The organism is Parabacteroides sp. PH5-46, from assembly GCF_029892785.1.
In the GTDB taxonomy this organism is placed as follows: Bacteria; Bacteroidota; Bacteroidia; order Bacteroidales; family Tannerellaceae; genus DFXE01.
In genome coordinates, this window is record NZ_JARXXA010000004.1 from 1 (window position 1) to 17769 (window position 17769).

Here is a 17769-nt window from a genome sequence, read left to right on the forward strand (position 1 = left end):
AATAAATACAAACAAAAAATTGCCTATATCATTTTACGGATACAGACAATTTTATTAAGTGAAAAACTTAAAGCCGCTTTTTAAGGGGTGACTAATTATAAAAAAACGACTTTCATCCTTCATGTTTTTAAATAGAAATTTTCGTGTTTAGGTATTGAACATTTATTGCATGTATTGCTTTTTTTTAGTGGCTCACAGAGGTGAGCCGATCAGTTCACCCTTGTGAGCCGCGTGGCTCATATAGGTGATCCACTTCGTTCACCCAGGTGAACCGCTAAAAAAATCGGTATAAAAGCATGAAATTCGTATGAGTAAAATGTCAATTTTACCCCAACTATACATGAAGGGTCTATCCGCAAATTTCTTGTTTAAGCCTTTCGGAGGTCGCTTCCGGAGACGTTTTGGAAGACGCTTAAGCCGAATTCGGGGATGATGGCCAGTATATGGTCGAATACGTCGGCCTGGATGCCTTCGTAGAGGGTCCAGGTAGTGGTGGAGGTGAAGAAGTAGAGCTCGATGGGGATGCCCTTGTCTGTTGGTTGCAGGTGCCGAACCATGCATGTCATCGTTTCATTGATGCCCGGATGGCTTTTCAGATATCGTTCCAGATAGGCGCGGAACACGCCAAGGTTGGTTTGTCTGCGGCCGTTCACCAATACGGTATTGTCAATCTGTTGTGACTCATTGAATTTATTGAGTTCTTCTTCTTTCCGGTCGATATATTCGGTTAGTAAGGCGATATGCCTGAATTTATCGAGCATCTCTTGTGAGCAGAAGTGTACGCTGTTCATATCGATGAACACGGAGCGTTTTACCCGGCGGCCTCCCGCTTCCGTCATTCCCCGCCAGTTCTGAAAGGAATCATTAATCAAGGCGGAAGGAGGTATGGTAGTGATTGTTTTGTCAAAGTTCCGAACCTTTACGGTATTGAGGGATACTTCTATCACATCTCCGTCTGCTCCGTATTTAGGCATGGTAATCCAGTCGCCGGGGCGAAGCATATCATTGGCTGAAAGCTGAATACCGGCCACAAACCCCATCAGTGTATCTTTAAATACTAGGGTAAGAATAGCGGCAGAAGCTCCCAAACCGGCAAATAAAGTGGTGGGGGATTTATTAATCAGAATCGCGATAATAATAATTCCCCCGACAAAAATCAAAATAACCTGAATAATTTGTATAAAACCCCTCAGCGGTTTATTCTTTAGCGTTTGTTTTCGTTCAAAAACTTCATAAACAACTCCAAGTGCTGCATATATAAACCGTAGAATAATAGCTATAATATATATAAGGCATAATCGCTGAATAAAATCCAATAAATCGGTAAATTCTTCCCTGGAAAAAGCTAAAGGCAATAAGATATATAATAAGATAGCCGGAATAATATTGATAAATTTATTGAGTATTTTCCGTTCTACAATCAGATCATCCCATTTGTTTTTTGTTCTGGCGGCTATCTTTTTGAAAGCTCCCAATACAAAGGCCCGCAACGTATAGTTTACTATGGTTGCTAATCCGATGATGAATGCCAGAATTATATAATTATCTAATATACCAGCTGTTTTTTCAGCTAATCCGATGTTAATAAGTATATCATATACCCATTTTTGTATTTCCTGCATAGTGTTCAGACTAAAATAAATAAATATATTTGTAGCGAAATTAATAATATTTCATGAAACATCTAATTAACGTGGCGCTACTTTCATTTAGTACAAGTTTTATTTCAGCACAGTTGTCCGAATCATTGCAGGTGAGAGAATATACATTAAGTAACGGTATGACTGTTTGGCTGAATGAAGATCATAGTCAGCCCAAGATATTCGGAGCAGTTGTAGTTAAGGCCGGAGCTAAAGACACCCCCAATACAGGCATTGCGCACTATTTTGAACATATCATGTTCAAAGGGACAGATAAAATTGGAACGATAGACTATCAGTCGGAAAAAGTATTACTTGATTCAATAGCTACCCGTTATGATGAATTAGCATTAACTACCGATCCCAAAGAACGAACCCGAATTCAGCAGGAAATAAACGAATTCAGCATACAAGCAGCGGAATATGTTATCCCGAATGAGTTTAACCGACTTATTTCCAGATATGGAGGGACGCGTCTGAATGCCGGAACCTCTTACGATTACACGGTATATCTGAATACATTTTCTCCCCAATATATCGCCCAATGGGCAGAGCTGAACAGCGAACGATTGATTAACCCCGTTTTCCGTATGTTCCAGAGCGAGCTGGAAACGGTATACGAAGAAAAGAATATGTATCGTGACGCCATCGGGCGGGATGCAATGGAGAAGTTCATGGAGCGTTTCTTCCAGCCCCATCCGTATGCCTATCCGATTATAGGTAGTACCGAGCATCTGAAGAATCCGCAGCTTTCGGAGATGAAGCAATTCTTCGACAAGTATTATGTAGCATCCAATATGGGATTGATACTGAGCGGAGATTTTGATACGGAAACAACACTACCGATCCTGGAAGCCGCTTTTTCCCGCATAAAGAAAGGAGAAGCGCCCAAAAGGGAAAAGGTTGAAATACCCTCTTTTGAAGGAGAAGAAAAGTATACGATCCGTTTTCCTATGCCACTGGTGAAGATAGCCGGCTTTGCCTTCCGGGGTGTTCCAGCCAATCATCCGGACCAGGTAGCTTTAAATATTGCCATAGGTTTGCTTAATAACTCAAACGGTACGGGATATCTGGATAAACTGATGGTAGACCGTAAGTTAATGGCAGCCATGACCCTCAATGAGAGTTTCAATGATGCCGGAGTATTAGGCGTGATTGCCGTACCTAAACTGGTATTCCAGACAATGGGCAGCGCTAAGGAGATGATATGGAATGAGATTAACCGGATTAAAACCGGGGATTTCAGCGAAGAAATATTCAGCAGTCTGAAACTGGAACAGAAAAGAAAATATGTATCCTTGCTGGAAGAGATCAACTCTCGTTCCGAAGTGATGATGACCCTATTCTCGCAAGGTAAATCATGGACGGAATACTTAAAGGAAATAGAGCACATTGATTCTTTAACCAAAGACGATGTGGTAGCGATTGCCAATAAATATTTTGTTGAAGATTATCTGTTTGTGACAAAGAAAACCGGAAAGTATCCCAAAGATAATCTGCCCAAGCCGAACCTGCAGCCCATCATTCCCCGCCATGCCGAAGCATCTTCTGCTTATGCCCGGGAACTGGAAAAACTGCCTGTTAAGGAAATCACACCTCGTTTTCTTGACTTTGAGAAAGACGTACAAAAATACCCTCTTTCTCCATTGGCCAAGCTATACGTATCAGCCAATCCCGTCAATGACATCTTTACTTTGGAGATAGCATTCAGAATCGGGAAAACGGAACAACCGGCACTGACACAACTGGCTGCTTATCTGCCGTTACTGGGTACAGAAAAACTGTCTTTCGATGAATTCAGAGGACAACTTCAAACCCTCGGAAGCACGTTGTCTTTTGAAGTTGTAGATAATCAGTTTTCCATTAAGATCAGCGGATTCGATGCTAATTTTAATGAAACACTCGCTCTTGTATCATCCTTTATACAAGCGCCAAAAGCCGAAAAAAAGAAATACAATCAGTTGCTTGACGAAGAAAAGCTGTTGAAAAAGGCCTTCTATAAATCAACCGACAATATTGCTCATGCATTGGCCGAAAAAGTAAGAACCGGAAAAAGATCCATCTACCTGAATAAACTGTCTTTATCCGATATAAAGAAAATGAAGGGAGAAGACCTGATTGCTATTTTCAAAGACATACAAAAGGTAGAATGCGACCTTTATTACTGTGGAACACTGTCTGTTGAAGAAGTGGCTAATCACATAAAAGAACAAATAAGACTAGAGGATATTACTGTAAAATCCAATGCTCCGGTTTATCGGACAAAGAAAGAATATAGCGAATCACAGGTTTATTTCTGTGATGTGCCGGACGCCTCTCAGAGTATTATCTATGCCTATGTATTAGGAGAGCCCTTGACGGATGAATCGTCGCGCAATGCCGCCCGGCTTTTTTCCGGATACTTCGGAGGAGATATGTCGTCGTTAATGTTTCAGGAGATACGTGAGTTCCGCTCTTTTGCCTATCGTACCAGTGGCTCTTATGCTGTTCTTCCGTTGAATCTGAAAAACAAACCCGGAGAGTTCTCGGCTATGCTTTCTACACAAAATGATAAAACAATTGATGCGTTGACCATTTTAGACCAACTGATCAACGAAATGCCTGTGAAACCGGATCGTTTACCGGCTGTTAAACAATCATTGATCAATCAGTTTGGAACTAATTATCCTACCTTCCGCAGAATCCCAGGAAAGATCGCTTCGCTGATGAACGAAGGATATACTGCAGATCCGAACGAAACACTGATCGAAAGCCTGTCTCAAATGACAATGCAGGACATTGTACGTTTCTACGAAGAGAACATCAACGGACGTCCGGTTGTCTATATGATTGTAGGTAACTCCCGGAAGATTGATATGGATAAACTCGTAGAATTCGGAAACGTAATAAAAGTAAAGAAAGAAGACCTTTATAATTGATATCGTTATAAGGTTGTCAAATAATTATACAGCATTGTCTAATTATTAGACAATGCTTATTTTTTTATCTTATATCTACAATGTTACTTTTCAGCGTTTTATTGGTTTTGGCATAGTATTTGATTTATCTATGGCAATTAATTATTCGTCACTAAACATTAATGACTAAATAACAATGAATAATCTCTTGAACTTTAAATCCTTCTTCAAATTCCTCAGCAGGAATAAAACCTTTACGTCTATTAATGTATTTGGTTTATCTGTGTCACTGATGTTTGTAATCCTGATTCTGGTGTATGTAAACCAGGGATTATCAACAGACCGCTTCCAGAAGAATGCCGATACCATTTATGCCATTGCTAATGAAAATAACATAGGCTCTGCTTGGCGTATTGCTGAGCGTTTGGCTAAGGATTATCCGGAGTTTGAGAAGATGTGTCCGCTTGTAAATTATTCCGAATACGGCATCTTTATTGGCGATAAGAAATACAAGGCAGATTTACTGATGGTGGATACTACCTTTTTTACCATGTTTACTTTTCCGTTGGTGCAGGGAGATCCCAACACAGTGTTGGAAGCTAAGAATCATGCCGTGATATCCGAATCATTTGCCAAGCGGATATTCAGCGACCGCGACCCGATGGGGCAGTATATTAAGGTAAACGACTCGGTAAGTGTAATGGTAAACGGTATCATGAAAGATATTAAAAACTCTACCATCCCTTATTCCGATATCGTTTTCAAGATAGATAATGTTCACTTTTTTAACGAAAGCCTTGATTCCGAACATGGGTATAATGCCATGGGTGTTCAGGCTTTCTTTCAAACCGTACCGGGAAGCAATATCCAGGCCAAACAAGAAGAAATAGCCGAGTACCTGAAAACCTTTTTCTGGGTATATGAGCGGAATATCTTTCAGAAAGTAATCTTTGTACCATTGACGGAAATCTATTTTTCCAAACTACAAGCTACTACTTATATGAACCAAAATTCCTGGACCTTTGTTGTAATCTTTATGTTTATAGGCATTCTGATCCTGATCTTTGCCGTTATTAATTATATTAATCTTACGGTGGCGCAAACCGGCTCACGTGCCAAGGAAATGGCTACACGCCGTTTGCTGGGCTCTTCACGTAGCGAGTTATTCTTTCGCCTGATTATAGAGTCTACTATTGTATGTACGGTATCCTTTTTTATCGGGCTTTTGCTGGCTTTTGCCGTCTTGCCTTTTGCCAACGATCTACTGCAGGTAACGATTGATCTGAAAGGCTTCTTTAACCTGAGTAACAGCCTGATTGTAATAGGTGTAATTCTTTTGGTAGGACTTATCTCCGGATTGCTTCCGGCTATTATCATTTCCAACTCCAAACCGATTGATATCGTAAGAGGCGGCTTCCGCACCAAGACCAAAATGGTATTCAGCAAAATATTCATTACCTTTCAGAATGTAATAACCATTATGCTGCTGGCGGCTTCGCTTACCATGATCTTGCAAATCAACCACATGATAAAAGCTCCCTTAGGGTATAATACCACCAATATGCTGTATGTGCCTACCTATCAGTTTGAAAGCCGCGAAAAGGTCAATACCTTTGTAAACGAAACACGCCAGCTGGCTTCCGTAAATCGCGTTGCCTATTCGCAAGGTGTCCCTTTCAACCGGGGAAATAACTGGACATTAGTCTATGAAGAACGCAACATTTCCTTTCAGGTATTAAGAGCAGATACCACTTTTTTCAATATGCTAGGTCTCGAAATAATCCATAAAAATAATGTAGATGGCAATCAGATGTACTTTAGCGAACAGGCCATGAGAGAGCTTAATCTGCCGATAGACGCTACAGAAGTTAAGCTATGGGAAAATGAAACCACCTTTATTGCCGGTGTGGTACGTGATTTCCAGCTTCTCAATATTTCTTACGGTATAAAGCCCATCCTGGTTGTCATTGAAAAAGAAGAAGACATCCACCCCTGGAATGTACTGATAGAAACACAAGGCGATCCATTCATAGCCCGTGATCAGGTAAAGGAAGTATACGAACGCATTTCACAGCTTGAATTTACCGGCCAATATACTGAGCAGCAGGTAGAAGAATCCTATACCGATCAGCAACGCATGGCTAAGCTCGTAATCATTTTTGCCATCATCGCCATTGTTATCTCGCTCCTGGGATTGCTCGCCATGTCTACCTACTTTATCCAACAGCGTTCGCGCGAAGTAGCTGTCCGCAAGGTATTTGGTTCTTCCAATTCGCAGGTGTTGATCCGTCTGATTTCTACATTTATGAGCTATGTAGGCATTGCCTTTATCATTGCAACGCCAGTAGCCTGGTATGTTATGAATAAGTGGATAGCCGACTATCCATACCGCATATCACTATATCCCTGGATATTTATTACAGCAGGTTTGTTCTGCCTGATTGTAGCTTTTATCACCGTATTCTACCAAAGCTACCAAGCAGCCAATAGCAATCCAGTGAATAATGTAAAAACGGAATAAATGTCTAATATTTATACAGCATTGTCAAAAAAATAGACAGTTGGAAAAAATAAATAGATTTATAAGTGTTTGATATTTAAAGAATAATATCTTTGGCACATAATTTGAATATATATAAAGAAGAACGATAACAATTTAAAAATATAGAACCATGATTAAAATTGAAAATTTAAGTAAGCTTTTCCGTACAGAGGAAGTAGAGACAATTGCTCTTAATAAGGTATCACTGGATGTGAAAGACGGAGAATTTGTAGCTATTATGGGACCTTCGGGTTGTGGTAAATCTACTTTGCTTAATATTCTGGGGCTGCTCGACAATCCTACCGAAGGTAATTACTACCTGGGCGAAACGGAAGTAGGGCACCTGAAAGAGAAAGAACGCACACAGGTACGCAAAGGAAACATCGGTTTCGTATTCCAGAGTTTTAACTTGATAGACGAACTCAATGTATTTGAAAATGTAGAACTCCCGCTTACTTATCTGAAAATAAAATCATCAGAGCGCAAACAGATGGTAACCGATATCCTGAAGCGGATGAATATCAGCCATCGCGCCGGACACTTCCCACAGCAGCTTTCCGGAGGTCAGCAACAGCGTGTAGCCATCGCCCGTGCTGTAGTTTCCAATCCCAAGTTGATCCTTGCCGACGAACCTACCGGTAACCTCGACAGTAAAAACGGCCTTGAAGTAATGGAACTGCTCACCGAACTGAACAAAGAAGGCACTACCATCATCATGGTAACGCACTCCAAGCATGATGCCTCCTTCGCACACCGGGTAATCAACCTGTTCGACGGTAGCGTCGTATCCTCCGTAAGCGAGTTTATATAATATACTAAAGACCATTTGTCATCGGCCTGAAGGAAATTTCTCTTTCAGGCCGATGTGTTTTATATAATTTCCCCTGTAAAACCGAATCTCTCAGAGACTCCTGGTGTAGGGAAAAGCCCCGAAAATTGTCAAAGAATTAGACATATTTGTCAAAAAATTAGACACTATACATCGATTGGTTGTTTTGTAATTTATTGTAAAATAGCAAGATAGGTGTTTGGCACAGGCTTTGATTAGTATTTAATAAACGAAAAAAAATGAAAACGATACTACGAAACTTCTTAAGTGTATTTCGCCGTTTCAAGATGGCAACATTACTTAATATAGTGGGTCTTGCTATTGCCTTTACGGCTTTTATAGTGATTATGATGCAGGTGGGTTACGACCTGGGGTTTAATAAATCGGTAAAAGATTCGGATCGTATCTTCAGGGTAGAAACCATCATGAACGGGCATCATTACGGTATCAACTCCCGCTTTTTGCTGGAAGACCTTACCCGCAAATCACCGGCAATAGTGGCAAGTTCCATCTCCGACCCTTATATGTTAGGGCATGGTGATATAAGTGATTCGTTTTTTTCGGTAGAGCGGCAGGGAGCAAAAGTATGGTTTAACGAAACGGCATTGGATATATCGGCCGGTTTTGTAGATGTATTTTCTTTTGAAATGACGGAAGGTCAGTCTGACGCCATAAAAGAACCCAACACGGTATTGATACCGGAAAGTATGGCACACAAAATGTTTGGCAACGAATCGGCTATACAAAAGCAAATGAAGGGCGATGGTTTTACCTGGACAATCGGCGGCGTATATAAAGACTTTCAGAAGAACACCTCTGTAGGCAATGTGATTTACAAAGAAGTATCCCCCGAGAGGGATAGCGGAACGGAATATGGCAACCTGAATTTTGAAGCCTATGTAAAACTGAGCAGCCCTGCTATGGCCGATGGCTTGATAGAGGCTTACATGGAAAGCCTTGATGCTTCGAATGAAGACATACAGACCTTGATGAAAATGGTTACTTTCAAACTGATGCCTTTAGAGAGTCTTCATTTTAGCATGAATACCGAATTTGATTCTACGCCAAAGGCCAGCATGAGTATGATCCTTGTATTGATCGCCATAGCGCTTGTTATCCTGCTGATTGCTACAATTAACTTTACCAATTACAGCATCGCGCTTACTCCTTTGCGTATTAAAAGTATCAATACACAAAAGGTGTTGGGGGCTACGGAAGAACGCCTGAGAGGCTCATTGATTATAGAAGCTGTGATGATTTGTCTCTTGGCTTGGCTGTTGTCTATTGGTTTCACCTATCTGCTGTCATTAACTTCGGTAACTACTTTGCTGGATACAGATATTTATTTACTAAACCATATTACTTTGTTGGTAGCTGTGGGAGGGCTTGCGCTCTTGGTAGGCCTGTTTGCCGGTATTTATCCGGCCTATTACATTACGTCGTTTGCTCCGGCTTTGGTGTTGAAGGGTAGCTTCGGATTGTCTCCTAAAGGTAGGCAGTTGCGTAATTCATTGGTTAGTATTCAGTTTGTAGCTTCCTTTATACTGATTATCGCCGCTATGTTTATGTATATACAAACGCGTTTTGTACAAAGCTCGTCTATCGGCTATGATAAAGAACAACTGATTGTAACAGATATAAATGAGGATATCCGTAAATCTTCCGATACATTTAAGAATGAATTACTAAACCTATCGGAAGTGGAAAGTGTAGCTTTTGCTAATGACTTACTATCGGGAACCGATTATTTCAGCAAATGGGGACGTGGATGGAAAGACGAAACCATTATGTTTCAGGTGGCTGCCGTAAGTACGGATTATCTGAAAACAATCGGGATACCACTGACGGAAGGACGCGATTTCCTGGCTACCGACGAACGCTCGATTACCCACTCCAATCGCTATATCTTCAACGAAAGAGCCAGAAAAGAGTTTGGCTTTTCGGTAGGCGATAAGCTGGGGGATGATGGCGAGATTATCGGCTTTATTCCGGATATTAATGTAACGTCTTTGCGGAAAGAAATAGAGCCAATGGCTTTTGCTTTACATAATACCCACAATTTTTACGAGCTGCAATTAGCCTATATCCGCGTAAAGCCCGGTACGGATATATACAATGCGATGGATAAAATAAAGTCGGCATTGCATATACTGTCGCCCAATTATAGCTTCAATGTACGTTTGTACGACAATATACTAAAGGATTTGTACGACAAGGAAAGCAGCCTTACCTTGCTGATCACGATCTTCAGCCTGATAGCTGTATTGATCTCCATTGTAGGGGTATTCGGACTCATCGTATTTGAAAGTGAGTATAAGCGGAAGGAAGTAGGTGTGCGCAAGGTATTAGGTTCTACTACGGGCGAGATTTTGGCCATGTTCAATACACATTATATCAAGATACTGGCCCTTTGCTTTCTGGCAGCCAGCCCAATCGCCTGGTATGCCATAGAGAACTGGCTGGAGAACTTTGCCTACAAAACACCGATGTACTGGTGGGTATTTGCCCTTTCTTTCTTGATAGTAACAACAATAACAATAGCTACCGTAACTTTCCAAAGCTGGCAAGTAGCCAACGCCAATCCGGTAGATAGTTTAAAGACAGAATAATATGAAAACAATTTTACGTAATTTTCTTAGTGTGTTGAGGCGGTTTAAGATGGCAACCGTATTGAATGTCTTAGGCCTTTCGGTTGCCTTTGCCGCTTTCACAGTGATAATGATACAGGTTACTTACGACCTGGGGTTTGATAAATCTATTAAAGACGCCGACACTATTTATCGACTTGAAATGGTAATGGATGGACGTAGAGTAGCATTAGTTAGCTGGCCATTTCATGAGGATTTTGCAAGTGCCTCTCCACATATCCTGTCTTCTACCATGGCGAATACGATGTTTACTAGCGACTTTATATTCAAAGTAGATAAACAGGGCACAAAACAAAGCTATTCCGAAAAGATGTTTTACGCATTGCCGGATTATCCCGACTTCTTTCATTTTCAAATGGTAGAAGGAACAGCCAAAGCATTGGAAGACCCCAATAAAGTATTACTGCCCGAAAGTATGGCGCGAAGAATATTCGGCAATGAACCGGCGCTCGACAAGCAGTTAATCAGAGACGATAAGTCTTTTACAGTAGGAGGTGTATATAAAGATTTCCCTAAAAACAGTTCTGTACACAATTATATCATACAGCAACTGAATAAAAAGAACAATACCTATTATGCCGTAACCATGACTTTTGCCTCCTACCTTAAACTCGACAGGCCGGAATCGGTAAAGGGTTTGGTAGAGGACATTATACCGCTTCTGGATTTGACCCTCCTGAACAATGCTTTCGAGGGAGAAATCAACTATCATCTTACAGCCCTTAAAGACATTCACTATGATATGGCTGTGGAGTTTGATACGATCGAGAAAACAAGCAAACAAACCGTTTGGATACTGATAGCCATCGGACTTGTGATACTGATTATCGCCGGTATTAATTTCACGAATTACAATATGGCGCTTACGCCACTCCGCATCAAGAGTATCAATACGCAAAAGGTATTGGGAGCTTCTCAGGCGACGCTGCGGAGAACGTTGCTGCTTGAGGCTGTCGGTATTTGTTTCCTTTCGTGGCTGATATCGGTAGGCTTGGTTTATCTGCTCTCCCTAACTTCTGTTTCTTCGCTTTTGGATGCGGATATGGCGCTATCCGGGCATATTCCGCTCCTTGGGGCAATTGCTGCCATATCTTTATTATTAGGTCTTTTTGCCGGGCTTTATCCTTCGTGGTATATCACTTCTTTTGCTCCGGCAATGGTGTTGAAAGGGACATTCGGCTTGTCTCCACAAGGGCGCAGCTTGCGTAATTCGCTGATGGGTGTACAGTTTGTAGCCTCTTTCATCCTAATTGTGGCTGCCTTGTTCATGTACCTGCAAAATAATTATATGCGTACAAGTCCGGTAGGCTATGAAAAAGATCAGATTATCGTAACGGACATGAGCAAACAACTGAGTGAAAAAAGAGTAGCTTTCGTAAATGAACTGAAGTTACAGGCAGGTATAACAGATGTTGGTTTTACCGACATACTGATCTCAAGTGGCGACGATTATACCACTCAGGTCAGAGAGCTGAAAGGCCATAGTTTCATGTTCCAGCAAATAGCCGTAGACCTGGATTTCCTGAAGATGATGAACATTGAAGTCTTTGACGGGCGCGATTTCACCCGCTCGGATCAAAACGATACAATCTATGAGGATCACTTTATATTCAATCGCCGCGCGAAAGAAGAATTTGAGTTGGCGGTAGGAGACAAGTTGAAAGATAAGGCGTACGGAGAAGATACGGCAAACGATATCGTAGTCGGATTTATCCCGGATATCAATGTAGCTTCCTTGCGAAACGAGATACTGCCGATGGCCTTCAGCCTTATCAAAGAGAATAGATGGCCGCGGCGCAACTGGGCTTATATAAAGGTAAAAGCCGGATCGGATATGTATGCCGCTATGGATCATGTGAAAGCAACACTGCAAGACGTATCGCCCGACTATCCGTTTAAGGTGAAATTCTTTAATGATGTAATCAATGATTTGTACATAAAAGAAAGAAGCCTTACGTCTCTGATTACCTGGTTCAGCCTGATAGCGGTATTAATCTCTATCGTAGGCGTATTCGGCTTGGTCGTGTTTGAGAGTGAATATAAACGCAAAGAAGTAGGTGTGCGCAAGGTGTTAGGCTCTACTACGGCAGAGATTCTGGCGATGTTTAACAAACGCTATGTCAGAATACTGACGGTATGTTTTATCGTTGCCGCCCCGATTGCCTGGTATGCCGTACACACCTGGCTCCAGAGCTTTGCCTACAAAACGCCGATGTACTGGTGGGTATTTGCCCTCTCTTTCTTAATAGTAACCATGATAACAACCGCAACGGTAACCTTCCAAAGCTGGCAAGTAGCCAATGCCAACCCAGTAGACTCGATTAAAACAGAATAAGATGAAAACGATACTTCGTAATTTACTAAGTGTTATAAGGCGGTTTAAGATGGCAACAGCATTGAATGTTGCGGGTCTGGCTGTTGCTTTTGCCGCTTTTATTGTGATAATGATACAATTGGATTATGACTGGAACTTTGCCAAATGCTATCCGGACTCCGACCGCATATACCGTCTGGAACAGGTGAATGAGCAAGGCGCTATGACTGTGCTTTCCCGTCCGATATCGGAATTGTTTATAAGCTCTTCTCCTCATATTGTGGCAGGGAGCATCCTTACTCTTACTTCTAAACGCGATATGTTTTTCTCTATCCATAAGAATGGAGAAAAGGTTCGATACAGAGAGCCCTCCTTAAAAGTCAGCCCCAACCATGGCGACGTATTTGAGTTTACCATGATGGAAGGTGTAGCCAATGCTTTGGATGAACCCGATAAGATGCTTATTCCCTATAGTATATCTAAAAAACTATTCGGCGAGGAGTCTGCGATAGGAAAACAACTGATAACAGATGAAAAAACATATACAATTGGTGGTGTGTACAAGGATTTCCCCACAAATACCCTGATAGACAATGTTATTTATTATCCTCTTCCGGCCGATGAATACAAGGATGATTGGGCAAATAGCGTTTTTAACACCTATATCCGCCTCGATGCTCCACAAAATAGCCGATATATTGTAGAAGACTTCAATAACAACGTAAAACTCTCTTCTTTCGGTGAATACGAATGGTTAGACAAGATTAGCCTGAGGCTTACCCCACTTGAAGAGCTTCATTATGTGGCGGATGTACAATTTGATTTTACGCCCAAAACAAGCCGTCAAACGCTCTTTGTGCTTTTAAGCATAGCGTTTATCATTCTACTTATCGCGGGTATTAATTTTACCAATTTCAGCACGGCTTTGGCACCGATGCGTATAAAAAGTATCAATACGCAGAAGGTATTAGGAGCAGGTGATAAATTGCTGCGTATGGCCTTATTAGCCGAAGCATTGATGATAAGTCTGCTGTCTTATGTATTGTCGTTGGCATTGGTGTATTGTTTTTCTATTTCGTCCTTTGCCTCGTTGGTAAGTGCCACTATATCTTTAGAATCTCATTTGTTTATATTCCTATCGACCTTGGTGATAGCTATTTTGACAGGTGTTTTAGCGGGCATATACCCATCCTATTATACTACCTCTTTTTCTCCTGCCTTAGTGCTGAAAGGAAGTCTCGGTTTATCTCCAAAAGGAAGGTCGTTGAGGAATACTTTGATAAGCGTTCAGTTTTGCGCCTCGTTTGCCTTAATCATTTGCGCGATATTTATATATCTGCAAAATAACTTTATGAAATATACTTCTTTGGGCTATGACAAAGAACAGCTAATCGTTTCCGACATCCCCGGTTCTATGCTGAAAAACAAGAATACGTATGTGAACCAACTGAAATCTTTTGCAGATATTGAAGATGTGACCTTTTCGGAAATGCTGATATCCAGTTCCGACCAGTATATGGACTGGGGGCGGGAGCATCACGGGAAGCAAATTAGCTTTCAGTGCTTGCTGGTTTCTCCATCCTTCTTATCCGTTTTAGGAATAGATGTAGAGGAAGGGCGTAACTTCAGGGAAGATGATGAACGAACAGACTACGGAACACTGATTTTCAACCAAAAAGCAAAAGAAGCATACGACCTGACTTTAGGAGAGAAAATAGATCAGATGGAAATCGTAGGCTTTATGCCTGATATCAAGTTTGCCTCTTTCCGCACGGAAGTTGTTCCAATGGCCTTTTATGTATGGGGTAGCAACCGCTTTATACCGGAAGGCTTCCTTGACAATTATGTCTATATCAAAGTAAAAAAAGAATCCGATATGCATGCCGCTATCTCGCATGTGAAAACAGTCTTTGGAAGTATGGAGCCGGATTATCAGTTTAATATCCGTTTCTATGACGAAGTGCTGAATGGATTATATACAAGCGAGCGCCACTTTAGCTCTCTTATCATATTGTTTGGTTTGATTGCTGTATTTATCTCCATTGTAGGCGTTTTCGGACTGGTGGTGTTTGATAGCGAATACCGTCGGAAAGAGATCGGTATACGAAAAGTATTAGGCTCTACTGTTCAGGAGATCATTCTGCTGTTCAACAAAACCTATATCCGCATACTTTGTATCTGCTTTGTCTTTTCAGTTCCCATCGCTTGGTTTGCGATCAGTAAATGGCTGGAGAACTTTGCTTACAAAACCCCTATGTTCTGGTGGGTATATCTTGTCGCCTTTCTGATGGTATCCTTAGTTACCACAAGTACAGTTACCTTCCAGAACTGGCGCGTAGCCAATGCCAACCCGGTAGATTCGATTAAAACAGAATAATATGAAAACGATATTACGTAATTTTCTAAGTGTGTTGAGGCGGTTTAAGATGGCAACTGTATTGAACATCTTAGGTTTGGCAGTTGCTTTCGCCGCTTTCTCGGTGATTTTGATACAGGTTCATTATGAACGGAGTTTTGATACATGTCATCCTACGGCAGAACGAGTTTTCCGGGTAGAGTTGCAGGATCCGGGAGTATTTTCGATTATTCTACCCCGTGCCTTTGTAGAGCGGGTGATAACATCTTCTCCGCATATTGAAGCGGGAACATTAATCTATCCCTATAATGGAAAAATCCATTATTCGGTAATGATTGACGGAGAAAAACATGGTTTTCGTGAAACGACTATGATTACGCATGCCGATATTACAAAAGTGTTTGATTTTCAAATGGTAGAAGGCAATCCGGATTGTTTAAATGATCCCGATAAAGTAATTATACCGGAAAGCCTTGCCCGTGCATTATTTGGTACTTCGTCGGCTGTAGGTCAATTGCTGCATGCAGAAGAAAATGTTCAGACAAAAGACGAGAAGACGTTTACGATTGGGGCTGTGTATCGTGACTTCCCGGGTAATACGCAGTTATCAAACGCTGTTTATACAACGATAGGTGACGATGCCTTCAAAGGTAATTTCGGAGCCAGCAATTTTATGTGTTATCTGTTATTGGATAGTCCTTCATCGGCACAAGCTGTAGCTGATAATTTTAATGAAACATTTGATTTTAAGCAAATAGGACGGGAGGATTATATTCATCTCGTGCCGCTTACAGATATTTATTATGCAGGAGGCCATTCGGATGCCCGACTAACTCGCACGGGAAATCCCGAAATATCCAAACTTCTTTTCCTGATTGCTGTATTGATTATTATAATAGCTATTATCAATTATGTAAACTTCAGCACTTCGCTTACTCCGATGCGTATTAAAAGTATTAATACACAAAAGGTATTGGGGAGTACGGATACCCAGTTGAGGAGAGCTTTGGTTGCCGAATCGGTTATTGTAGCTCTGGTTGCCTGGTTTTTGAGTTTGCTTATTGTTTGGATGTTGAATAAGACAAGTGTCTTGCCTTTTGTAGAAGCTAATTTGGGTTTTGTAGTTAATCTGCCTATCTTGTTGTTGACGGGCGCTATAGCCATATTAGCCGGATTTGTGGCAGGTCTTTATCCTGCGAGATACATGGTTTCATTTCCTCCTGCATTAGTATTGAAAGGTAGTTTCGGATTATCTCCATCCGGGCGAAAACTAAGGACGGCACTTATTGGTATCCAGTTTATTGTATCAATTGTGCTAATAGTGAGTGCCAGTTTAGTGAAGCTGCAAAATGACTATATGCGTGATTTCTCTTTAGGCTTTGACAAAGACCAGATTATGCTTGTAGACCTGACTACGGATATATACCAGAAACATCATGAAACGTTTGTTAATCAACTAAAAGAATACCCGGGTATTGAAGATGTAGCCTTTGCAATGGAGCGGGTAGCTTCACAAGATAGCTATAATACGAATACCATAAGGATCAAGGAGCAGACCTTACAGTTTTATATGATTATATGCTCTTCTAATTTTCTTGATGTAATGGGTATTCCGGTAGAAGAAGGACGTGATTTCACTCCTGCCGATCAAAAGCAAACAGACGGAAGAGCATTTATTTATAACTGGGCAGCAAAACTTCAAGCCAATCTGGAGGTAGGAGATGCGCTAGATCAATCCGGGCGGTCGCATATTGTAGGATTCACTGGTGATGTGAAATTTACTTCCTTACGCAATAGTTCCGACAATGTAGGCTTTGTTGTATGGGAACATCCTTACCCCATGAGTAATTCCTATATCCGTATTAAAAAAGGAACGGATATAGAAGGAGCCATTCGCCATATACGAAGTACATTGGCCGCTATAGATCCCTCTTTCCCGGTCGAAGTAGAATTCTATGATGCAGTATTCAATCAATTGTATCATAAAGAAACGAATCTGCGAAGCCTTATTACCTTGTTCAGCCTTTTGGCAATTATCCTTTCATTAGTAGGTGTGTTTGGCCTGGTGGTATTCGATACCCAGTATCGCCGGAAAGAAATTGCGATACGAAAGGTACATGGTTCTACGATTACGCAGATATTGGAATTGCTGAACCGGCAGTATGTTTATATTATAATGGTATGCTTTGTTATAGCAGCTCCGCTTGCCTGGTATACCATCAGTAAATGGTTGGAGAACTTTGCTTATAAAACGCCTATTCATTGGTGGATATATGCCTTCTCTTTCTGTATAATCTTGCTTATCACCTTGGCAACTGTTACCTTCCAAAGCTGGAGAGTAGCCAATGCCAATCCGGTAGATAGTTTAAAGACGGAGTGATTTTTTTACAAGAAGATATGCAATGGAAAAATCGCACGGCTTCTTTTTTAAAAAAGCATGTGTGCTTTTTGTAAATCGCATGCATGCTTTTTTGAGATCGCATGCATGCGATTTTCGGGGGTTATATAGGAGGATAAAAAACACAATAAAATGTGCAACGAAA

8 protein-coding genes are annotated in these 17769 nt (G+C 41.2%); 7 read left to right on the forward strand and 1 reads right to left on the reverse strand.

Features of this window, described 5'->3' with window-relative positions; genetic code table 11:
* Positions 1–368: 368 nt before the first annotated feature.
* Positions 369–1622 (reverse strand): mechanosensitive ion channel domain-containing protein, encoded by a 1254-nt coding sequence (locus M2470_RS05030; RefSeq protein WP_280743948.1) that lies wholly within the window; start codon positions 1620–1622, stop codon positions 369–371.
* 53 nt (positions 1623–1675) lie between these two features.
* Here M2470_RS05030 and M2470_RS05035 point away from each other — a divergent pair, with 53 nt between their 5' ends.
* The 7 genes from M2470_RS05035 to M2470_RS05065 all read left to right on the forward strand — a co-directional run bounded on the left by M2470_RS05035 (position 1676) and on the right by M2470_RS05065 (position 17606).
* Positions 1676–4558 (forward strand): M16 family metallopeptidase, encoded by a 2883-nt coding sequence (locus M2470_RS05035; protein WP_280743949.1) that lies wholly within the window; start codon positions 1676–1678, stop codon positions 4556–4558.
* A 175-nt stretch (positions 4559–4733) separates the two neighbouring features.
* Complete coding sequence (locus tag M2470_RS05040) at positions 4734–7058, forward strand: ABC transporter permease (protein ID WP_280743950.1); 2325 nt, start codon at positions 4734–4736, stop codon at positions 7056–7058.
* Positions 7059–7209: 151 nt separating this feature from the next.
* Positions 7210–7890 carry an ABC transporter ATP-binding protein gene (locus tag M2470_RS05045; protein WP_280743951.1) on the forward strand — a complete coding sequence of 227 codons (681 nt, stop codon included), beginning with the start codon at positions 7210–7212 and terminating at the stop codon, positions 7888–7890.
* Between the two features lie 257 nt (positions 7891–8147).
* Positions 8148–10517 (forward strand): ABC transporter permease, encoded by a 2370-nt coding sequence (locus M2470_RS05050; RefSeq protein WP_280743952.1) that lies wholly within the window; start codon positions 8148–8150, stop codon positions 10515–10517.
* A 1-nt stretch (position 10518) separates the two neighbouring features.
* Positions 10519–12891 carry an ABC transporter permease gene (locus M2470_RS05055; RefSeq protein WP_280743953.1) on the forward strand — a complete coding sequence of 791 codons (2373 nt, stop codon included), beginning with the start codon at positions 10519–10521 and terminating at the stop codon, positions 12889–12891.
* Between the two features lies 1 nt (position 12892).
* On the forward strand, positions 12893–15247 hold the full coding sequence (locus tag M2470_RS05060) for an ABC transporter permease (protein ID WP_280743954.1): 2355 nt from the start codon (positions 12893–12895) through the stop codon (positions 15245–15247).
* A gap of 1 nt (position 15248) precedes the next feature.
* A complete protein-coding gene (locus M2470_RS05065; RefSeq protein WP_280743955.1) occupies positions 15249–17606 on the forward strand; it encodes an ABC transporter permease in 2358 nt (785 codons plus the stop codon).
* Positions 17607–17769 lie beyond the last annotated feature (163 nt).